Here is a 22018-nt window from a genome sequence, read left to right on the forward strand (position 1 = left end):
GGCGCCCTAATAGCAATTCTGCCAAGATTAACCGTGGGCGTCCAGCCCACTTGCAATTCTTGTGCTGCATTGTCAGTGTCGGCTGGGAACTGCAGGTTGCAGGGGAGCGGGTGACGGTGGCACAGCCAGGCACAGCGGAAGCCGAATGGCTGACCAATCTGCACAAGCAGCTGATCGCCGATGAGTCGATCCAGTTCGACCTGCCGGCCTATGTGCCGCCCCAGCCGCCCGACTGGCTGAAGCCGCTGCTCGATCTTTTGTCATCGCTCGGTCCCTACATGATCTATCTGTTCTGGGGGGCGGTGATATCGGGCGCCGCAATCATCCTGCTTTTGGTCTTCCTCGAGGTGAAAGGCATCGCCTGGCACCTGCCGTGGCAGCGCGCGCGGCCCGAGGCCGAGGCCGAAGAGACCTGGCGTCCCGACGCGGGCGCCGCGCAGATCCTGCTGTCGGAAGCGGATGCGCTGGCCGCACGCGGCGACTATGACGAGGCGGTTCACTTGCTGCTTCGGCGCAGCGTCGCCGATATTGCCGGCCGGCTGCCGGACTTCCTGCGCCCGTCGCTCACCGCGCGCGACATCGCCAATGCTCCTTCCCTGCCGGGAAGGGCACGCCATGCGTTTACCGAGATCGCCCGCATTGTCGAGACGGCGCTGTTCGCGCGCCGGCCGGTCGGCGCGGAAGGCTGGCGGCAAGCACGCGGCGCCTATGAACGTTTCGCCTTCCGGGATGCCTGGACGTGAGCGCACCGGCGGTCGAGGCGCAGGAGCCGTTCAATCGAAAGACACTGTTTTGGGGGATTTTCGCCAGCCTGCTTGCGGCTGCCGGTTTCTTCCTGCTGTCCACCTATGCCCCCGATTTCCGGCAACCCGGCAATGGCGGCGCCACGCCGCTGTCGAAAAGCGGCGTCGGCTACGCCGGTCTGGCGGAATGGCAGAAGCTGACCGGCGAACCGCCCTTCATGGCGCGGACCGAGGACGATCTCGGCACCGACATGCTGCTGATCGTCACCATCTCGCCCGACAGCGATCCGGAGGCTCTCGACCACATCCTCAACCTTCGTCAGGACCAGAACACGCTCTTCGTGCTGCCCAAATGGCAGATCCTGCCGCTGCAGGAGCACAAAGGCTGGAATATGAAATTCGGGCGATTGCCCGGTTCGGTGGTGAACGAATGGCTTGGCCGGATCGCCGATGCAAAGATCGGTGCTGGCCAGAGTACGCCAAAGCAACTCGACATCGAGGGCCAGCTCGTCAACACCCCGGACGAATTGCAGTGGGTAGCGGACGAACACCCGGTCATTGCAGCCGGCAAAGGCCAGGCCGTCCTGACGCAAGTGGAGAACAAGCCGTTCTATATCCTGACCGACCCCGACCTGATCAACAACGCCGCCCTCAAGGATCCCGACAAGGCGGCAGCGGCGCTCGGGCTGATCGCCTTGCTCCAGCCGGACGACGGGCCGGTGATGTTCGATCTGACGCTGCACGGCGCGGGGCGGAAGTATGATCTGGCCAAGCTTCTGGTCGAGCCGCCCTTCCTGGCGCTGACACTGACGATCCTGGTCGCTGCGGCGCTGGCGTTCCTGCATGGCCTCGGCCGATTCGGCCCGCCGCGTGCCGACCAGCGTGCAATTGCTTTCGGCAAGCGTGCGCTGGTCGATACGACGGCGATGCTCATGCGGCGTGCCGGCCGGCTGGACGAGCTGGGAAGCCGCTATGCGGCCTTGATGCGGGTGCGCGCCGGCGCGCTGCTCGGGGCACCGCAAGGGTTGCAAGGCACAGCGCTCGACCACTGGCTCGACTCTCGCGATAAGGAGCAAGCTGGCGGCTTCACGATGCGCTCGCAAGCCGCCGGCGAGGCCAAGAACTTGGCGCAGATGCAACAGGCAGCTGAGCGGCTGCACGACTGGACAGCAAGGAGGCTCGGTGAACGTCGATGATGTGAAGGCCCTGGCGACACGGATCAGGGAAGAAGTGGCCAAGGCGATTAGCGGGCAGCACGATACGGTCGACCTGATGCTGACCGCCTTGTTTGCAGGCGGGCATATCCTGCTCGAAGGCCCTCCCGGCACGGCCAAGACAATGACCGCGCGCTGCTTCGCCCGAGCGCTTGGGGTCGCCTACGGGCGGATCCAGTTCACACCGGACCTGATGCCCGGCGACATCGTCGGGTCGAACATCTACAACTTCCAGACCGGGCAGTTCACGCTGACGCGCGGCCCGATCTTCTGCGATCTCCTGCTTGCCGACGAAATCAACCGCACGCCACCCAAGACGCAAGCCGCACTGCTCGAGGCGATGCAGGAACATGCGGTCACGTTCGACGGCACCACGCATTCGCTCGGCCGCAACTTCATGGTCGTCGCGACCCAGAATCCGATCGAGCACCAGGGCGTCTACCCCCTGCCCGAGGCGCAGCTCGACCGCTTCCTGTTCAAGCACCGCGTCAGCTATCCCGGCCCCGAGGAAGAACGAGCCATCATCGTCCATCACGGCGGCGGCTCCGCCTCGCACGACATCGCGCAATATGGCATCGAGGCGCAGACGGACCGCGAGACGCTGCAGGAGGCACTTGCAACCGTCGGCTCCGTCACCCTCGTCGACGATGTCATCGGCTATATAGCGGCGCTGGTTCGGGCTACGCGCGAAAATGCCGATCTGGAAGTGGGGGCCAGTCCACGCGCGGGCGCCATGCTGGCGCGGGCGGCGCGTGCCCGGGCGGCGCTGGACGGACGCGCCTATGTGATCCCCGACGACGTCAAGGCGCTGGCAGTGCCGGCGCTGCGCCATCGCGTCATCCTTTCGCCTGCCGCCCAGATCGACGGCCGCCTGGTCGAGCAGATCGTCTCCGACCTGGTCGACCAGACGGAAGCACCACGTTGATCTATCCCAGCGGCCGAGCAGTGTGGGCAGCAGCGGCCGGCGCGGTGCCGGCCTTCCTGGTCGCGCTGGCACTGCCGTCATTCTGGTATCTGGGATTGCTGTGGAGCTGCCTGCTGCTTGCCTTCCTGGCGGTGGATGCCGCGGCCGGACGCGGGCGGGCATCGCTGAATGCCAGCATCGATGCGCCGCAGCAGGTCGGTGTCGGCGGCGAGTTCAGCGTGCAAATCGCCGCCCGTCACTCGGGGCCGCGCGCCGCGGAGGCTCGCGTCGGCCACGATGCGCGTCTGGCGCCGGTGAGCGACAGCGGTGGGACATTGCTGCCAACCCCCGGAGGCGGGTCGCTCGACCTTCGCTTCCAGGCGCTGCGGCGTGGGATCGCCAGCTTCGACCGTCTTTGGGTGCGCTGGCGCGGGCCGTTCGGGCTGGTCTGGAACCAGGTCGTGCTGCCGGTGGAAAGCAAGGTTGCGGTGCTGCCCGACGTCAGCAGCGCCCGCGGCGAGGCGCTCACGCTGCTGCAGCGTGCGACCCTCGCTGAAGGCCATGCGCAGCGCCGCGCCGGCCAAGGCCGCGAGTTCGACGCGCTCAAGGATTACCAGCCGGGCATGGGCCGGCGCATGATCGACTGGAAGCGCAGCGCCCGCCACGGCAAGCTTTTGGCGCGCGAGTTCCGCATCGAGGAGAACAACAATATCGTGCTGGCCATCGATAGCGGACGCCTGATGTGCGAGCCGGTCGACGGTGTGCCGAAGGTGGATCGGGCGGTGACGGCCGCCCTGTTCTCGGCATTCATCGCGCTGAAGGGCGGCGACATGGTCAGCCTGTTCGGCTTCGATGCAAGGCCGCGCGTTTCGAGCGGCGCGGTACGCGGCCCCGCCAGCTTTGCGATGATCCAGAAACGGGCCGCCGAGATCGACTATTCCAGCGAGGAGACAAACTTCACCTTGGCGCTGACGACGCTGGCGGCGCGGCTCGACCGCCGTTCGCTGGTCATCATCTTCACCGATTTCGTCGATCCGATCAGTGCCGAATTGATGCTGCGCACCGTGGGCCGGCTCACCGAACGGCATCTGGTGCTGTTCATGCTGATGAAGGATACCGAACTGGAGGGCCTGGCCGACATGCCGCCACGCTCCGGCGAGGACGTTGCCCGCGCGGTCGTTGCCGGAGGGCTCTTGCGCGAAAGGCAGGTCGTCATCGGCCGACTGCGGCTGCTCGGGGCGCATGTCATCGAAGCCAACCACAACCGGCTGGGTCCCGCGCTGGTCGAGCGTTATCTGCAGTTCAAGCAGGAGGATCTGTTGTGACGGCGCCAGTACCCGGCAGTGCGGTACGTGGCGACGCGGTACGCCAGTCGTTGGCCAGCTTTCGCCGCGAGCGCGAGGCCGACTGGAAAGCATTCGAGGCACTGCTGGCGCGTGTCGAGAAGCGTGCGCCGCGCACGCTTTCCGAAGAGGAGCTGCTGTCGCTGCCCCTACTCTATCGATCGGCGCTGTCTTCCCTTTCGGTGGCGCGGGCGACCTCGCTCGACAACGCGCTGGTCGCCTATCTCGAAGCGCTGTCGCTGCGCGGTTATTTCTATCTCTACGGCGCACGTCGCGGGCTGCGGCAGCGCCTCGCCGATTTCTTCCTGCACGACTGGCCCGAAGCCATTCGCGACCTGTGGCGCGAGACATTAGTTTCGGTCGCGCTGATGGTGATCGGCATTGGTGCAGGCGCCTGGCTGGTGGCATCCGACAAGAGCTGGTTCGACGCGATCATCCCGTCCAGCCTGGCGGGGGGCCGCGGTCCCGATGCCTCGGCCGAACTGCTGCGCAGCATGCTTTATGATGGCGACAATGGCTTTCTCTCAGGCTTTGCCGCCTATCTGTTCACGCACAACGTCCAGGTCGCAATCCTGGCCTTCGCCCTTGGCTTTGCCTTCGCCGTGCCGACGGTGCTGCTGATGCTGTTCAACGGCTGCATGATCGGTGCGTTGTTCCAAGTCTATTGGTCCAAGGGACTTGGCATGGAGCTCGGCGGCTGGCTGGCCATCCACGGCACCACCGAATTGTTCGCAATCGCTTTGGCCGGCGCGGCCGGCATGCGCATCGGCACCAGCATCGCCTTTCCCGGCGAATTGACACGCATGGCGGCAGCGGCTCGTGCCGGACGCATCGCCGCGAATGCTATGGTCGGGGTCTCGGTCATGCTGCTGTTTGCCGGGCTGCTCGAGGGCATTGGCAGGCAGACCATCACCAGCGACGTCACGCGCTATGCCATTGGCGGCGGCATGCTGGCGCTATGGATCGCTTATTTCTACCTGTTCCGGGCGGTGCGGCATGGCGATCGGTAGGCGCGCCGCCTTCGCGGCTATACGGCCGCTGATCACGCCCGAAGGCGTCGATCTTCGGATAAAGCTGGCCGACGCCGGCACGCGGGCCTCCGCCTTCCTCCTCGACATCGTGTTTATCGCGGTGGCTGCAATCGTGATCACGATCGTCGCACTGTTCGGGGTGGGAGGCCTTGGCAGCGAGGGGTTTCAGCCGCTCTTCGTCGTCTGGATCATCCTGATCTTCTTTCTGCGCAACGCCTACTTCATCGTCTTCGAAGCGGGCCGGCGCGCGGCGACGCCCGGCAAGCGGATCGTCGGCATCCGGGTCGCATCGCGCAACGGAGACGGCCTGTCCATCGACCAAGTCATCGCCCGCAACCTGATGCGCGAGATCGAGGTGTTCCTGCCGCTGTCGATCATCGTCGGACGCAGCGGCACCGACCTTGCCGACACGCTGACGACGGTGTTCGGACTGGTGTGGACGCTGCTGTTTGCCTTGTTCCCGCTCTTCAATCGCGACCGCATGCGGATCGGCGACCTGTTGGCAGGGACCTGGGTGGTCGAGGCACCGAAGCGCGCCTTGCTTGAAGATCTGTCGGCACGGCAGGATCCGGCGGCCGGCGCGTTCCGGTTCAGCCACGCCCAGCTCGACGCCTACGGGATTGCCGAGCTCCACAAACTGGAGGAAGTGCTGCGCCGCGACGATTATTTCGCCCTGCGGACGGTTGCCGAGACGATCGGACGCAAGATCGGCGCGGCACCCCAAGCCCATGACGCGCGCGCGTTCCTGACGGCGTATTATGGGGAGTTGCGGGCACATCTCGAACGCAAGCTGCTGCTGGGCAACCGCAGGGCCGACAAGCATCAGCGGTAGGTTCGCTTTCGCAGCCCTTCTATTGGAGAACTACGATGGCTTGGGTTTGGTACGATCGATTGGATACGTCGTTTCAGCCGGCGACTTTTGACTACGGTTCTCCAGTAACCCCCGTTGATGCGATGACCTCCGTACCAATCGAGGAATCTCGTGGTCGGCCGGTGCTTCGTGCCAGATCCAATTTAATCAATTTTGAAAGCCTTCACTGCCCACCAACTGGCAACCCTCCGGCTGTTGATGATACGTGGCAGGAAATAATTTTGAAATTCGTGCCCCAAGAGTTTGTTCAATTTTATCCAATAACCTTAGTGGCCCGCGACGGAACGACTAACAAGTTTTCTTGGGTTCTGCCACTCAGCCGGGTTCGCTGCATAGATCCAGAACGATCTGATGTTGCCAGCGCGGTGGAAGGAGGTAACGTCTTACATATAATTTCTTGTAATTTTTACGTACACTTTGAGCACTGCTTAGGCAGTATTCATCTGGCAAGAGATGAGCAGCAGTTAAATCATATAGTTTTGTCCGAAGAATTGAGAACTGCACTCGCCGTAACAGGCGAGTCCTCAATGTTTTTTCGACCAGGCGACGTTCCCACGTTGATTAGGCGGAGGGTCCATTGACTAAAGATAGCGCAAACTTTGCCAACCGGCCAGACCGCCCGTCGCTTCTCACCCCACCCAGTTCTCATAATCAGACACCAACAGGTGCAGCGGCGCTGTGTCCTCGTCAATGTCCGCGAAGCGGCCGATTGGTTCGCGAAAGACATTGTCGGTGAGATCGTCGTTGACCGTCGAAACCTCGCCGATCAGCACGTCCTTGCCTTCGGCCCAGAAGGCGTGCCAGACGCCCGGCAGCAGCGTCACGCTCTGGCCTGGGTCGAGCTTCAGCAGCCCACCCGCAGGCAGCCTGTGGATGGTTCCGTCGACAGGCACCGTTACTTCGGCCTTCGGGTCGATGCCGCCATCGCGGTCATGCATGAACAGCTCCAGCACCAGCTTGCCGCCGCCACGGTTGATGATGTCTTCGGCCTTGATGTTGTGGCGATGCATCGGCGACAGCTGGTCCTTGCGCGAGATCATGATCTTCTCGGCATAGAGCATGCCCATGCCCTTCTTCATGTCTTCGTAGCGGCCGTTGCGGACGGTGAACAGGAACAGGCCGAGCTCGTCGAACTTCTCCTGGCCATAATCGGTGATGTCCCAGCCGAGCCGGGAGGAGAAGATCGCCGACGAATCCTGCCGGCGCGCCTTCATCTCTTCGGGGCTCCAGTAGGCGAAGGGCGGCATGATGTAGCCGAACGAGCGGATGAAGGCGTCGGCGTCGCGGATGATGTCGTTGATGGCGGAGCGTTTCATGATCGTGGTTCCTTCCCGTCGCTTTGCGAGCGCTAACGCAATAGCCGAACGTCAATTCGGTGTCGATGCAAACTGCTGTCGCTGGCCCCATGACATGCGGTCCGATCAGGGCCATAAGGTCAACCAATTTTCCGATGGTGAGACCATGCGCAGCATAGACGACCTCGATACGCCGGCGATCCTGATCGATGCCGGCCGCGCCGAAGCCAACATCGCGCGGGCGCAGGCCCATGCCGACCGGCACGGGCTGAAACTCCGGCCGCACATCAAGACCCACAAGCTGCCCTACTGGGCAAAAAAGCAGATCGCGGCCGGCGCCGTCGGCATCACTTGCCAGAAGATCGGCGAGGCCGAAATCATGGCCGACGCCGGCCTGACCGACATCTTTCTGCCCTACAATATCCTCGGGCGGGCGAAGCTGGAGCGCCTCAAGGCGCTGCACGGCCGCGTAACACTGTCGGTGACAACGGACAGCATGGACACGCTGATGGGACTTGCCGCCACCTTTACCGATCCCGGCCACCGCCTGCCGGTGCTGGTCGAATGCGACACCGGCATGGGCCGCTGCGGTGTGCAGTCGGCCGGCGAGGCAGTCGCGCTGGCGAGCGAGATCGACAAGGTCCGGGGGCTCGTCTTCGGCGGCTTGATGACCTACCCGGGGGCGGGCCGCGCCGCAGAGACCGAGGCGTGGCTCGCCGATGCGCAGCAAGCACTTGCCGCATCCGGCCTTGCCTGCGAGCGTATCTCCAGCGGCGGCACGCCCGACATGTGGCGCTCGGGCGAGCATTCCGTCGTTACCGAATACCGGCCTGGCACCTACATCTATCTCGACCGCTACCAAGTCGCCAAAGGCGTCGGCAGCCTCGACGATTGCGCGCTGACGGTGCTGTCGACGGTGGTCAGCCGTCCAACGCCGACACGCGCCATCCTCGACGCCGGCAGCAAGGCGCTGTCCAGCGACACGCTGGGGCTCGCCGATTTCGGCGAGCTGCTGGGCATTTCAGGCGCAAGGGTGACCAGCCTCAGCGAAGAGCACGGCAACGTCACGCTGTCAGGCGACGCCGAGCTTCGCATCGGCGAGCGCGTGCGCGTCGTGCCCGACCATTGCTGCGTCGTCACCAATCTGTTCGACGAGGTGCATCTGATCGAAGGCGACAAGGTGATCGAGACTTTGCCGGTCAAGGCGCGAGGACGGATGGGATGAACCAGGCCGGAGCGCGTGCGGAGGCTTTAATGTATAGAATTTTCCGGACGCCGGAGGGACAGCACCCCCCTCTGTCCTGCCGGACATCTCCCCCGCAAGGGGGGAGATTGGCAGCTCCGCCGCCCGCACCCACTTTGATACGTTGGTAATTGGCGAAAGCAGAAGCAACATCCGATCTCCCCCCTTGCGGGGGAGATGTCCGGCAGGACAGAGGGGGGTGGGAAGAAACTCGACGGATAAGATCAGCCGGGTTGCCGTTCAGCTTGCCTTGCCGCGACGCGGCGCATCGAAATGACACGGCGGCGGCGGATCTCGGTGCGCATTGCCATCAGATGCAGCGCGAAGAACAGCACGGTGAAGCCGAGTGCCATCACCAGCAAGGGCCACAACAGGCTTGGATCGATGGTCGGCCCGCCAAGCCGGAACACCGAAGCCGGCTGATGCAGCGTGTTCCACCAGTCGACCGAAAATTTGATGATCGGAATGTTGATGAAGCCGACCAGGGTGATGATGGCGGCGGCCCAGGCGGCGCGCCCGGCATCGTCGAGCGCTCGGGTCAGCGCGATGATGCCGAGATACATCAGGAACAGGATGAAGACCGAGGTCAGCCGCGCGTCCCACACCCACCAGGTGCCCCACATCGGCTTGCCCCAGATCGAACCGGTGATCAGCGCAAGGGCGGTGAAGACGGCGCCGATGGGTGCCGCCGATTTCAGCGCCACGTCGGCCAGCGGATGGCGCCAGACCAGCGTGCCAAGCGCCGAGACCGCCATCAGCGTGTAGCACATCATGGCAAGCCAGGCGAAAGGCACGTGGATATACATGATGCACACGGTGATGCCTTGCTGGAAATCCTCAGGCGCCGTGAAGCTCATATAGAGACCGACAGCGAGGATGATGGCGGCCACGCTCGCCAACCACGGCACGACCTTGTCGACCAGCCCGACGAACCGCGTCGGGTTGGCAAGGTCCATCCAGCCGGAGAGGCGTGAAGTCGTGTCGCTCATGCGGCTTTACATAGACCGCCGGCGGAGTTGCGGCAACCACGGCGCCGGCGGTCTCTCCTTCTCCCCTTTGTGGGAGAAGGTGGATCGGCGCGTGGCTCCGAGCCGGATGACGGCTCATGTCGAGCCTGAATCAGAACTCATCGCAATATGAAAGCCGCCAGTCGGTAAGCAACCCAATCGGGGCGTTTGATCGCGCCGAAGTCGACGCCAAAAGCGGTCAAGCTGGAAGCGTCGAGCATTGGTCAAACGCTCGGCGGCAGACTTCAAACCTGCTGTCGGCAGTTGGTTGATGGGGCGTTGATCGCAAATTGCGAGGCGAAAGCCCGGATATAGGCGGGCCGTGCTTCCCCGCGCGCTACATAGGCAGCCAAGTTTTGATATTCGTCCAAAATGCCTGACATTCTTAGTCGCAGCAGCACTGATACCATCAATAGGTCGCCCGCGCTGAACGCATCATCGAGCCAGTCGGCGACGCCCAAGTGAGCCGAGAGTTTGTCCAGCCGAGCGCGAACACGGTCCTTTACCAACGGCAAGCGCTCCTCGCTCCAAGGCTTGTCACCTTCGAATATTCTTGCCGTCGTTAATTCCAGGATCGGCGGCTCGACGGTGTTTAGTGCGGCAAACATCCACGTGATCGCGCGTGCGCGGGCATCGCGATCCTTCGGCAGCAGGCCCGCATGCTGCTCGGCAAGATGAAAGACGATCGAGCCGGTCTCGAACAGCGAGAGAGAACCTTCCTCATAGGTGGGGATCTGGCCGAAAGGATGGATTGCCAGATGGTCAGGCGCCTTCATCCCTGCGAAGGAAACAAGACGAACCTCATAAGGCTGACCCACTTCTTCGAGCGCCCAGCGAACGCGCGTATCGCGCGCCAGTCCCTTGCCGCCATCGGGTGATCGTTCAAATGCTGTGATAGTGATTGTCATCGTATCCGTTTCTTTGCTTGGGCAAATTTCTTCGGCTTCCTATCGTGAGACGAATGAGCCTCCCCGAAATCGACATCGGTCTTGACCTATTTCATTGCAGGGCGCCGCTTCCGATCAGAGGTCGTGATAGCGCGATGGGCCAATTCGGCGAGGCTGCGCGTAGGGGCTGCCTTGTTCCATCGACCGCTTTTGCGAGCTTGCGCCCTGAACGCAGACCGAGGCCCTTCCGGTCAATCCCGATTTACGGGTTCACATCCTGATCTGCAGTGCGCTTACATCTCCATTTTTGGATGAAGATTTTGCGCCAAGCTGGAGTTGCGGGATCTGAACGCCGTCTGCGACACAATTATCGCCTAGGTCCGCGATGAGAGCTTGCAGCCGTGGCGGTGACGCGGTCTCCCCTTCTCCCCTGTGGGAGAAGGTGGATTGGCGCGCAGCGCCGAGACGGATGAGGGATGCTGGACGGAGTAAGGCGCTACTCGGTGCGCCGCAGTCTGGATTTTGGATGAAGGTGTGCGCCGAGCTGGAGCGCACCTCATCCGTCGCCTACGGTGACACCTTCTCCCACAACAAGGGGAGAAGGTGAACCGTGCCACTCAGGCGGCTTCGTTCACCGGATGGCTGAGGCGGCGAACCTCCTCGTCGTTGAGCAGGCCGCCAGCACGCAGCAGGCTGGCGAAGCGGCCGTTGCGCAGCGACAGTTCGGTGAACCCGCCCATCTCGACCACCCGGCCCTTGTCCATGAACACGACCAGATCGGCATCGCGAACGGTGGTCAGGCGGTGGGCGATGATGAAGGTGGTGCGGCCGCGCCGCAATTCGTCGATGGCGTCCTTGACGCGGTCTTCCGTCTCGACGTCGAGCGCGCTGGTCGCCTCGTCGAGAACCAGGATGGGCGCGTCCTTCAGCACGGCGCGGGCAATCGCGATGCGCTGGCGCTCGCCACCGGACAGCTGTCCGCCGCGTTCGCCGACGACCGTGTCGTAGCCTTCGCTCTTCGACAGGATGAAATCCTGCGCGGCGGCGGCGTTGGCAGCGGCATGGACCTCGTCATAGGTCGCCTCCGCACGGCCGACGCGGATGTTGTCCTCGATCGAGCGGTTGAGCAGGCCGGCATCCTGGAACACGGTGGCGATCGAATGGCGCAGCGACTTGCGGGTCACCGTGCGGGTGTCGATGCCATCGATCAGGATACGGCCGCCGGACGGCGTGAAGACGCGCTGCAGGAGGTTGATGAGCGTCGTCTTGCCGGCGCCCGTCGGGCCGACGATGGCGACGGTCTGGCCGGCCTGGACCTCGAACGACGCGTCGTCGACGCCCTGCCCGGAATTGCCGAACTCGAAGCAGACATTCTCGAAACGCACATGACCCGTGACGTTGACGAGGTCGCGCAGCCCGTCGGGCTCGGCGGCATCGGAAGCGGAGTCCTCGAGATGATAGAATTCCTCGAGCTTGGCGCGTGCCTCGGAAATCTGGTTGGCGAAAGCCGACATCTGGTCGAGCCGGGCAATCAGCAGCGTGGCAAAGCCGGTAAAGGCGATGACGTCGCCGATGCGCAACTGGCCGTGCGTCACCAGATAGGCGCCAATCAAGAGCACCACCATCATCGAAATCGTCGACGACAGCCGGTGCAGCGCGTTGGCCATCGCCCACCAGTCGAGCACCGGGTTCTGCGCGTCGAGCAGGTTCTTGACGTAGCGCTTGAGCGCCTCGGTCTCGTGGCCGATGCGGTTGTAGCTCTGCAGGACCGCGACGTTGCTGACCGAGTCGGTCACATGCGCAAACACCTTGTGGTAATGCCGCTCTACGGCCGCCTGGCCTTCCTTGGTGCGCCGCATCACCAGCCGTCCGATGCCGACATAGAGTGCGCCAAGCGCCAGCAGCACCATCGACATGCGGATATCCATGCTGAGCGCCGTGGGCACCAGCAGAACCAGCGCGACCGCGGTCGACAGATGCTGCCGCATGAATTCGAGCCAGAGGCTGAACAGGGTCTCGACCGCGCGCAGGAGCGTGTGCAGGGAATTGGAGGTGCCGCGCTGATGATGCCAGGCAAGCGGCATGGTGATCACGCGCTCGAACGACTGGCAAAGAACCTCGCTACGCCGCTGGTGGGCAAAGCGATCGGCGCCGCGCGCCACCAGCACGAAGGCGATGATGTTGAACGCGCCGAGGCCGGCCCACATCGCCAGCGTCGAAAATACCGAGCCGCGGTCCGAAATGGCATCGATCACCCGGCCGAACATGATCGGCTCGAGAATGGCGATAATGGCAAGCGCGACATTCGCCCCGCAGATAAACGCAACGCGTTTCCTGTCGGCAGCGAGATAACCAAGGGCTCGCCAGTAGATTTGCAGAAGTGACACTTCAGCTACTCCGCCAATTATTTATGGTGCAGTGCGTCATTTTTTGACTCGTATCGGTTGACGCGTCGCAAAACAATGCTCGTCTACCTCTTCCGTTCCCATTCCGCGAACAAAAGATGACGACGCTTCGAAATTTGCCGTGATCGTCTAACAGTTTGAGATAAAAGGTGAAATGTCAGCGTTGCGGCAAAATCATGGCAGCTGGAAAGCACTGCCACAATTTTAATCAGCAAGACCCCGGGCACGACGTCTAAAGTCGTGTGCAGGCATTCAGCAAGTTCAAACGCAAATATAACCGGTAGAGGCACTTGGAGTGCCCGTGCGTTCCCTAGGGAAGCGCAAGGGACGCTCCAAGCCCTTGAATCTAGGCCGGTATTCTGACGATCACCTCGGCGTTGTCTCCGGCTTTTGGCTCGAAGGACGAAGATTTGGCCTTCGTGCCATTCACTTCAAGTGAGATGGCCCGAGCCTTTTTGTCGCGGACGACGCGTACCTTGATCTCGGCGCCCAGCATCTTCAGGGTCGCCGAATAACCGTCCCAATGGCTGGGAAGTCTCGGCGTGAATTGAATGCGCTGTCCGCGACGCTCGATGCCGAGAATGCTCTCGACCGCCGCGCGATAAAGCCAGCCCGCCGAACCGGTATACCAGGTCCAGCCGCCGCGGCCGCCCTTGTCCTGCCCGGAATAAACGTCGGCCGCGACGACGTAGGGTTCCACCCGGTAGCGCTCTGCCGCGGCTTCATCGAGTGCATGGTTGACCGGATTGAGCATCGAAAGGCAACGGTAGGCATCGTCGGTGCGACCCATCTCGGCGAGCGCAATGACGAACCATGTCGCCGCGTGCGTGTATTGGCCGCCGTTTTCACGGACCCCCGGCGGATAGCTCTTGATGTAGCCCGGGTCCTTTTCCGTCCTCGAGAATGGCGGGGTGAACAGCTTGACGATCTTGAGGTCGTCGTCGACGAGCGTTTTCAGCGCCTGCCCCATTGCCGTCGTCGACCGCGCCGGGTCGCCCTCGCCCGAAAGCACGCTCCAGGACTGGGCGATCGAGTCGATCTTGCACTCGTCCGATTTGCGCGAGCCGAGCGGCGTGCCGTCGTCGAAGCTGCCGCGCCGATACCACTCGCCATCCCAGGCGGTGCTTTCCAGCGCCCGCTTCAGCATCTCGGCGTGCTTTGTCCAGGCCTGCGCGCGCTTGGCATCGCTCTGCGCCTTGGCGACAGCGGCAAAGTCGCCCAGCGTCTTCAGCAGGAACCAGCCCAGCCACACGCTCTCGCCCTTGCCGTGCTCGCCGACGCGGTTCATGCCGTCGTTCCAGTCGCCGCCGAGGATCAGCGGCAGCCCGGCCGGGCTGCTGCGCTTGACGGCAAGATCGAGCGCCCGCGCGCAATGGTCATAGAGCGAGGCTGTCTTCTTCGAGATTTCCGGGATGAAGAAAGCATCGTGCTCGCCTTCGCCCAGCGCCTGCCCCTCGATGAAAGGCAATTGCTCCTTCAGGATCGCGGTATCGCCCGTCACCAGCAGGTAACGCGCCGTGGCGTGGGCCAGCCAGACCACGTCGTCCGAGATCATGGTGCGAACGCCTGCCTCTGTGCGCGGCAGCCACCAATGCTGCACGTCGCCTTCGGGAAATTGCCGCCGCGCCGCATTGAGGATCTGGTCACGCGCCAACTTGGGGTCATGCGCCAGCAAGGCCAAGGTGTCCTGCAGTTGATCGCGGAAGCCGAAGGCACCGCTTGCCTGATAGAACGCAGAGCGGGCACGGATGCGGCAGGCCAGGCTCTGATAGGGCAGCCAGTGATTGACCATGGCGTCGAGTGCCTTGTCCGGCGTCTCGACCTGGATGGTGTCAAGAAAGCCGCGCCATGTGCGCTCGTTGTCGGCCAGCCGCTGATCGAAATCCCTGGAGCGATGGGTCTGCACCAGCGCGCTGGCCTCCTCGGGCGAGGCCGCGTCGCCGAGCAGCCAGAGCAGCGTGACGTCGCCACCGGCAGCGACGTCGATGTCGCGTGCGATGGCCGCGCAGGGATCGTCGCCGGCCTCGACACGGCCCGACAGGCCGGCGCCGCTCAGCACGGCATGCGGAAACTCGCTGGAGCCCAGCCTGCCGATGAATTCGCCGCGGTCGGCGGTGACCGAATGCACCGCACCGTCGGCGGCCAGAAAGGCGATCCGTTCGCCAAAATCGAGCCCATAGGGATTTTGCGCCAGCAGAGCGCCGGTCGCGGCATCCCGGGACGGAACGATGCTTGCCGCGGTGCGCGAACGATGGCCGCCAAGAACCCATTCAGCATAGGCGTAGACGCGTAGCCGCATCGGCGCCGAACCCGAATTCTGGATGCGCAGCCGCGATATCTTCACCGGATCGACGGGATCGACGACATGGGTCAGGTCCATCGACAGCGGCCCGCGTTTTGAACGGAACGTCGAAAAACCCTGCCCGTGCCAGGTTTCGTAAGTCATTGTCGGGTCACGCACCACGGCAGCCAGCGGCGAGAACGCTTTGCCACTGGCATGATCGTAGATATAGATGCCCTCGCCCGGCCGGTTGGTGACCGGATCGTTCGACCACGGCGTCAACTGATAGTCGCGGCTGTTGCGGCTCCAGGTGAAGGCAGCGCCTTCAGCCGATATGTGGAACCCGAACGATGGGTTGGAGATGACGTTGATCCACGGTTGCGGCGTCGTGCGCCGGCCGGCAAGACGCACGACGTAGTGGCGTCCGCCGCCGTCGAAGCCGCCGAAACCGTTCCATTGGTCGAGCCCGCTGCCGTCGACGCGGGCCTCGATCAGTGCCTGGGCGGCAAACGCTTGCGCCGTCGGCACCGGCAAGGACGGCTCGCGAAGCGCTGCAAGTTCTGCCGGCTGGAGGGCGGCGTCTCGCGCCTGCAGTGCCGCGGCCTCGGCGCGCTCGATCTGGTCGAAGATTGTGCCGTTGCGCGTATGCAGCACCACCCGGGCGACGGCGAGCAAAGTCCTGTAGGTCGTTTCCTCCATCAGATCGCGGCGCACCGCGAAGATGTGCTGGCGGGGTCCAAGCTCCTTGCCGCGCAACCGGCTGTTTTCGCACAGCGTCTCGACCGCGCGCTGCAAGTCCTGCACGTATGACGAAGCCTGCTCGTTGACGACAACAAAATCGATCATCATGCCGCGGGCGCGCATGTATTCCTGGAAGCGAAGCGCCTGGGCGACGATCTCCAGATCGGCGACATCGGCGATCCTGACCAGGAAAATCGGAAAATCGCCGGATATGCTGGTCGGCCACAGGCTGGACTGCCTGCCGAGCCCGGAGGCGATGGATTCGCCGGGCAGGCGCAGGAACGGATCGGGATAGATCAGGTAGCGCGCCAGCTTCTGCACATTGGCGGCGTCGGACAGGCTGAGGCCGAGGTGACGGGTCTGCACCTGCGAGCGCGTCCAGGCGAGCATCGCCTGGCGGGAGAAGCTTTCGGGATGGTCGAGCCGTGCGATAGCGGCATCCAATTCGGCGCGATCGGCGCCGACGACGGTCCAGAACGTCAGCGAAATCTTCTTGTTGGCCGGCACGCGCACCTGCCGGCGAAGCGAGGCGATCGGATCCAGGGTGAAGCCGGAATGGCCGCCAAGCTTGGCGCCGGGATCAAAGGCAGCCGCGTCCGTGATGGTGCGGCCGCGGCCGATGAAGGCGCGCCTGTCGGTTTCCGCCTCGGCATCCCGCGCCGATCCAGACGGATCGGTGACGAAATGCACCATGGTGACATCGGGCTCGTCCTTTTCGCGCTTGCGCCTGGTGGCGAAGATCGCGCCGTTGTTCGGCGCGATCTCAGTTTCCACGAACATCTTCGAAAAGGCCGGATGCGCATTGTCCGACGGCTCGGAGCCCAGCACCAGTTCGGCATACGAAGTCACTTCGATGTGCCGGTCGGCGGCGCCGTCATTGTAGAGCGTTACTCGCCGGCCCTCGCCATTGCCTTCCGAGATGACGATGCACTCGACCTCCGAACGCAGCGACCCAATCGATTTGACGAAGCTCGCCTTGTCGTCGGAAAACAGCGTCTGCACACGCTCGTCGGCGGCGCGCTTCGGCTCGGCGGTGGCCGACCACCAGTCGCCATTGCTGGCGTCGCGCAGGAAAATGTAGGAACCAAGGCGGTCCTCGGTCGGATCCGGCTGCCAGCGCGTGACGGCAAGTTCGCCCCAGCGGCTGTAGCCCGAGCCAGTGGCGGTGGCCATGACCGAGTAGCGGCCGTTGGACATGACACTGGTCGAGCGCAGCGCCCTGAGCGGATCGAGCACGATACGCGTATCCGGGCTCTCGAGTTCGGTCTCGTCCTTGGAACGCTCGTCGGCCTCGGTCCTGACGGTCGCCGTCGGGATGTCGCGCGGCGCCCTTTCCTGCAAGAGCAATTCGGCCGACTCGATCACCGGATCGCTGTGGAAGCGGTCGCGCAGGCGCCCTTCGAAGATCGCATCGGCAACGGCGGCGATCGACATGCCCGAGTGGTGGGCCATGTAGTTCAGCACGACGGCGTGGTCGGTACCCTCGGGGACGCGTTGCGGCGTGAAATCCACCGCGTCGTAAAAGCCATGCCGGCCCAGTGCGCCCAGCCGCCTCAGCCTGGCCAAGTTCTGCACGGATTCATGCGGCGTGAACTGCGCTGCCAGCACGGTCGCGTAGGGCGCGATCACCGTGTTTTGGCCAAGGCCGCGCTTCAGCCCGAGCCCGGGCACGCCGAAATTGGTGTACTGATAGGTCAGTTCGCGGTCGCGGGCGTTGTAGGCCGCTTCCGAAATCCCCCAGGGAACGTTCTTCGACCGGCCATACTGGATCTGGCGCTTGATGATGAGCTTGCTGGTCTGGTTGAGAATGCTGCCTTGCGGCTCCTTCATCACCAACGGCGGCATCAGATACTCGAACATCGAGCCGGACCAGGACATCAGCGCGCCCTGGAAGCCGATCTCGACGATCGGCCGGCCGAGCCGGAACCAGTGCTCGGTCGGCAAATCGCCCTTGGCGATGGCGAACAGGCTGGTCAGCCGCGCTTCGGAGGCCAAAAGGTCGTAGCAGCTTTCGTCGAGCTGATGCTCTTCGACCCGGTAACCGATCGACAAGAGCTTGCGTTCGGGCCGCATCAGGAACGAGAAATCCATCTCGAAGGCGAAACGGCGCGTGCGCTCGCGCAAGGTCAGAAGCTTAGCCCGCAATGCCGCGACGGCGTTTTCGTCGCTGTGCGCGTCGTGGACATGCGCCTCGCAGGTGGCTTCGAGCCTGGCCGCCCAATCGGCGATGGTGTCGCTCTGGGTCGATGCGGCCTCGGTGTGGATGGCTGTCGCGAGCTTGCGTATCTCGCCGGCCAGGACGGCCAGGTTGATAGTGCGGATCGACGCCATCTCCGGCTGCGCCTTGATCAATTCCACCGCCCGCCGCATGCCGTCGAGACGGTCGGCGAGCCGCTGGCGCAAGGGCCGCAATTGACGGCGGTCGTCGGGCAACTCCTCAAGGCTTTCGTCGAGGATGGTGACGGTGTCGAGGATGCCTTCGAAGTCGCCCTGCACATGCACCGACGGCGCTTCCGCCCATTCGGCGCAGGCAGCGGCCACGGCCACCAGATGGCCGGCGAGATTGCCGCTGTCGACGGCAGAAATGTACAGCGGATAGAGCGGCTTCAACGTCGTGGTGTCGTACCAGTTGAAGAGATGGCCGCGATCGCGCGGCATGCTCTCGATGGTCGACATGGTCGCGTCGATGCGGTTGACGGCGTCGGAGAGGCTGATCCAGCCGAAATCGCGTGCCGAAATCACGGACAGCAGGTAGACGCCGATATTGGTCGGCGAGGTGCGGGGCGCCACCACGGGGGCCGGGCTTTCCTGGAAATTGTCCGGCGGCAGATGGTGATGCTCGGCCGTCACGAAGGTCTCGAAATAGTGCCACGTTCGCCGCGCCACGGTGCGCAGCGCGTGGATATCGGCGGCCGATATGCGCAGGCGATCCTCGGTTTCGGCCGAACGGCTGATCCAGCAGGCGATGGCGGGCGAGCCGATCCAGAACAAGGCAAAGAAGAAGGCGACGAAGGCGCCGGTGGAATCGGCCAGCACCGGCACAGCGAGGCCGACGACGCCAATGATCACCGCGCCGTACATGATGCTGTAGTAGGAGCCGAGATCGTTGTCGCCGCCCTTGTGTGCCTGCGAGGCGGTGCGCCATTCGAGCAGGTTCTGGCGGCTGACGAACAGGCGGTAGAGCGTGCGGATGATCGCGTCGCCCATCATCCAGGCAAGATGCGCCATCAGCACGATCTTCAGCGCCACCAGGGCGGTACCGAAGGCAACGTCGCGCGCCAATGCCGAGAAATGGCCGCGCGGCGTCTGGTCGCCGCTCTTCGGCAGGATGGCGTTGACGATGTCGAAAGTGGGCGCCATGAACAGCGTGAGGATCAGCAGCGCCTGCCATTGCGCCGCCTGCGTGAATGGCAGCAGCGTCCAGCCGGCGATCGCGGCCATCACCCAGAAGATCGGCGTCACCGAGCGGCGCAGATTGTCCACCATCTTCCAACGCGACAGCGCCGGCACGTTTGAGCGCGGGCCGAGGATGAAGCCCAGAAGCTGCCAGTCGCCGCGTGCCCAGCGATGGTGGCGCGATGCGTCGACCGAATAGCGGGTCGGATAGTCCTCGACCAGTTCGACGTCAGTGACCAAGGCCGATCGCGCCAGCGCGCCTTCGAGCAGATCGTGGCTGAGGATGGTGTTTTCCTCGATACGGCCCTTCAGCGCCGCCTCGAAGGCATCGACATGGTAGAGACCCTTGCCGGTGAAGGAACCGTCGCCGAAGATGTCCTGGTAGAGGTCCGACACGGCAAAGACGTACGGATCGAGCCCGCGATTGGCGGAAAAGACACGCTGGAAGAACGACGCCTCGTCGCCGCTGGTCAGCGACGCGGTGATGCGCGGCTGCAGGATGGAATAGCCGGCCGTGACCTCGCGCCGGGCCGCGTCGAAATGCGGACGGTTGAGCGGGTGGCAAAGCTTGCCGGCCAGCGCAGCGACGGCGTCGCGGGTTGTGCGGGTGTCGGCGTCCAGCGTCATGACGTGGACGACGCTCTCCGGCAAGGGCACTTCCAACGGCAGGAAGGTGGTGTCGCTGTCGCCGCGCAGCAAGAGGTTCAATTCGTGCAGCTTGCCGCGCTTGCGCTCCCAGCCCATCCAGACGCCTTGCGAGGCGTTGTAGAGCCGGCGCCGATGCAGCAGATAAAAGCGCGGCGCGCCATCCGAGGGATAGCGGGCGTTCAGTCGGGCGATTTCGGCGCGGGCGAATTCGAGGATTTCGACATCCGCCGTATCGATCTCGGTCTTCGAGTCCGGCCAGTCGGAAAGCAGCGCGAAATGGATCTCGCCCGCCGTGTTGGCGAGGTGATGCACTTCGATGTTGCGGATGTTCTCCTCAACGTCGTCGCGCGAGCCGATCAGCGACGGCACCACCACCAGCGTCCGTGCCTCGGGCGGTACACCATGCCTGAAATCATAGCCGATGAGACGCGTCGGCTTCAAAAACAGCGAGACGACGGTGTTGAAGAATGCGAGCGCGCCTTCGCTGGCCGGCACCGCGAACAGGGCCAGCATCAGGACGATCGACGGCACTGACAGGCCGAGATTGGCGAGCGCATTGCCGGAGACGACCAGAAGCAGGACGGTCAGCGCAAACACCGGCACGACGATGCCCAGCCATCCGGTCTTGCGGAACGTCCGGTTGATCGTCTTGCCGATGGTAGGCCGGTAGCCGATCGACCGCTCCAGTTCCATCCGGCGCGGACCGACCAGAAAGAAGCCGACGTCGGTGTGAGCGATCGGACCGGTTTCGGAGCCCGGCGCATCGGCAGCATGGCCGGCGAGTTCAATCGCCCGTTCGGCAACGCGAAATTCGGAAAGATCGGAACGGCGTGCCAGCTCCTCGATCGCAGTCCGGTATTGGTCGCGCGAAAAGAAATCGAGCGCCGCGAAATCGGTGCGCTCGCGCAGCAAAGTGTCGATGCGGCTGACGCCCTCGAACCACACCGTCCAGTCGATGTCATTGATGAGGCGCAGGCCGCGGATGATGTTGCCGGTGGTCACATTGCCGCTGGACAGCGTGCGGTGCTCGCTGAGGATGATTTCCTCGGCGTCGGAGCCCGTCCTTTCCAGCTCGCCCTCCAGCCATTCCAGCGCCCTGCCGGCATTTTGCGAGCCGTCGCGCAGCCGGTAGAGCAACTGGGTTGCGAAGGTGGTGTCCTGCGCATGGGCGCTGTAGCCGGAAAGTATCGTCTGCCGGTCGGCGCTGTCGTCCGTCGCCAGCACACGGTCGGCGACCTCGTTGGCGATCTGGCGCAACTCCCGCGTGCGATTGACGCGCACCGCGATCCGGCGAAGATTCTCGATCAGGACAAAGCGCAGCAGCGACGGCAGCGCCCATAGTTCGCCGATCTTCAGCGGCTCGACGGACTGGAAGCCTTCGACGATCGCCTTGAACATGGCCGACGAGACGGAACTGTCGGAATGCGCGACATAGGTCCATGCGACCGCCAACGCGCGCGGCACGCTGGATCCGTCGGACAGTTTCAGCGTCGGCAACTGGCGATAGAAGCGGCGCGGCAGGTCGCGCTTGACCTGGAAAATGGTCTCCTCGACCAGGTAGTTGTTGTCGAGCAGCCACTGTGCCGCGGGCGTGATCGTTTCGCCCCTCGCCTGGGCAGCGTTGGTGGAACGGTAGACATCGAGAATCTTCCTGGCGCTGTCGCGGATGCGCGCCTGAAAATCGAAAGGCGTCAGCCCGAACAAATCCTTGGCATCGCCATTGGCAAGGGCTGCGCCCAACGCGCGCAGCCGATCTTCCGTCAGGAAATGGGAGCGTATCGGCTCGTCGGTGACAGCCGGGAAGCTGGCGCTCGTCTTTTCGATCTGTGCGAGATTGGTCTGGATATTCATCTAAGGTTCCGTGTTGGGGACGCAGTGCGGCGTCACCGCCACGGCAATGTCCCTAAAACCGGTCCAAATGCAATTGGTTGCATCGCAACACTTGGCCGAATGTTTGTTTCCGCACCACGACAAGGTGTCGTCTTTCGACAACTTCCAGGCGAGCGCCT

Annotated in this window: 12 protein-coding genes; 7 read left to right on the forward strand and 5 right to left on the reverse strand. The window is 63.7% G+C overall.

Annotation, left to right across the window (positions count from 1 at the left end; all coding sequences use genetic code 11):
- Positions 1–116: 116 nt before the first annotated feature.
- The 6 genes from NKH05_RS22890 to NKH05_RS22915 are packed head-to-tail and all read left to right on the forward strand — an operon-like array spanning position 117 to position 6067.
- Positions 117–743, forward strand: a complete 627-nt coding sequence (locus NKH05_RS22890) for a DUF4129 domain-containing protein (RefSeq protein ID WP_353026127.1) — start codon at positions 117–119, stop codon at positions 741–743.
- Positions 740–1939 (forward strand): DUF4350 domain-containing protein, encoded by a 1200-nt coding sequence (locus NKH05_RS22895; protein ID WP_353026129.1) that lies wholly within the window; start codon positions 740–742, stop codon positions 1937–1939. The genes NKH05_RS22890 and NKH05_RS22895 overlap by 4 nt, the downstream gene beginning before the upstream one ends.
- A complete protein-coding gene (locus NKH05_RS22900; protein ID WP_353026131.1) occupies positions 1926–2882 on the forward strand; it encodes an AAA family ATPase in 957 nt (318 codons plus the stop codon). The genes NKH05_RS22895 and NKH05_RS22900 overlap by 14 nt, the downstream gene beginning before the upstream one ends.
- Entirely contained in the window at positions 2879–4186 is a 1308-nt protein-coding gene (locus NKH05_RS22905) for a DUF58 domain-containing protein (RefSeq protein WP_353026133.1), read from the forward strand. The genes NKH05_RS22900 and NKH05_RS22905 overlap by 4 nt, the downstream gene beginning before the upstream one ends.
- The gene (locus tag NKH05_RS22910) at positions 4183–5214 is read left to right on the forward strand and encodes a stage II sporulation protein M (RefSeq protein ID WP_353026135.1); all 1032 of its coding nucleotides are present in this window, start codon (positions 4183–4185) and stop codon (positions 5212–5214) included. Before NKH05_RS22905 ends, NKH05_RS22910 begins: the two co-directional genes overlap by 4 nt.
- The gene (locus NKH05_RS22915; protein WP_353026137.1) at positions 5201–6067 is read left to right on the forward strand and encodes an RDD family protein; all 867 of its coding nucleotides are present in this window, start codon (positions 5201–5203) and stop codon (positions 6065–6067) included. The genes NKH05_RS22910 and NKH05_RS22915 overlap by 14 nt, the downstream gene beginning before the upstream one ends.
- Before the next feature lie 668 nt (positions 6068–6735).
- Here NKH05_RS22915 and NKH05_RS22920 read toward each other — a convergent pair.
- Positions 6736–7422, reverse strand: coding sequence for a D-lyxose/D-mannose family sugar isomerase (locus NKH05_RS22920; RefSeq protein ID WP_352481262.1), 687 nt, complete (start codon positions 7420–7422; stop codon positions 6736–6738).
- A 145-nt stretch (positions 7423–7567) separates the two neighbouring features.
- On the opposite strand from NKH05_RS22920, the gene NKH05_RS22925 reads away from it, so the two are divergent.
- Positions 7568–8626 (forward strand): D-TA family PLP-dependent enzyme, encoded by a 1059-nt coding sequence (locus NKH05_RS22925; protein WP_352587891.1) that lies wholly within the window; start codon positions 7568–7570, stop codon positions 8624–8626.
- A gap of 242 nt (positions 8627–8868) precedes the next feature.
- On the opposite strand, the gene NKH05_RS22930 is transcribed toward NKH05_RS22925, so the two are convergent.
- From NKH05_RS22930 to NKH05_RS22945, 4 genes are all read right to left on the reverse strand, one after another.
- Positions 8869–9633, reverse strand: coding sequence for a heme ABC transporter permease (locus tag NKH05_RS22930; RefSeq protein WP_352587893.1), 765 nt, complete (start codon positions 9631–9633; stop codon positions 8869–8871).
- 263 nt (positions 9634–9896) lie between these two features.
- Entirely contained in the window at positions 9897–10559 is a 663-nt protein-coding gene (locus tag NKH05_RS22935) for a glutathione S-transferase family protein (RefSeq protein ID WP_352588442.1), read from the reverse strand.
- A gap of 596 nt (positions 10560–11155) precedes the next feature.
- Complete coding sequence (locus NKH05_RS22940) at positions 11156–12925, reverse strand: glucan ABC transporter ATP-binding protein/ permease (RefSeq protein ID WP_023717211.1); 1770 nt, start codon at positions 12923–12925, stop codon at positions 11156–11158.
- A gap of 364 nt (positions 12926–13289) precedes the next feature.
- On the reverse strand, positions 13290–21860 hold the full coding sequence (locus tag NKH05_RS22945; RefSeq protein WP_353026140.1) for a glycoside hydrolase family 94 protein: 8571 nt from the start codon (positions 21858–21860) through the stop codon (positions 13290–13292).
- Between the last annotated feature and the right edge of the window lie 158 nt (positions 21861–22018).

The organism is Mesorhizobium sp. M1399, assembly GCF_040317735.1.
GTDB lineage: Bacteria > Pseudomonadota > Alphaproteobacteria > Rhizobiales > Rhizobiaceae > Mesorhizobium.

Bases quoted from the DNA above. Each gene is read 5' to 3' on its own strand.
- NKH05_RS22915 (WP_353026137.1), top strand. From the start codon at position 5,201: ATGGCGATCGGTAGGCGCGCCGCCTTCGCGGCTATACGGCCGCTGATC.
- NKH05_RS22920 (WP_352481262.1), bottom strand. From the start codon at position 7,422: ATGAAACGCTCCGCCATCAACGACATCATCCGCGACGCCGACGCCTTC.
- NKH05_RS22925 (WP_352587891.1), top strand. From the start codon at position 7,568: ATGCGCAGCATAGACGACCTCGATACGCCGGCGATCCTGATCGATGCC.
- NKH05_RS22930 (WP_352587893.1), bottom strand. From the start codon at position 9,633: ATGAGCGACACGACTTCACGCCTCTCCGGCTGGATGGACCTTGCCAAC.
- NKH05_RS22935 (WP_352588442.1), bottom strand. From the start codon at position 10,559: ATGACAATCACTATCACAGCATTTGAACGATCACCCGATGGCGGCAAG.
- NKH05_RS22945 (WP_353026140.1), bottom strand. From the start codon at position 21,860: ATGAATATCCAGACCAATCTCGCACAGATCGAAAAGACGAGCGCCAGC.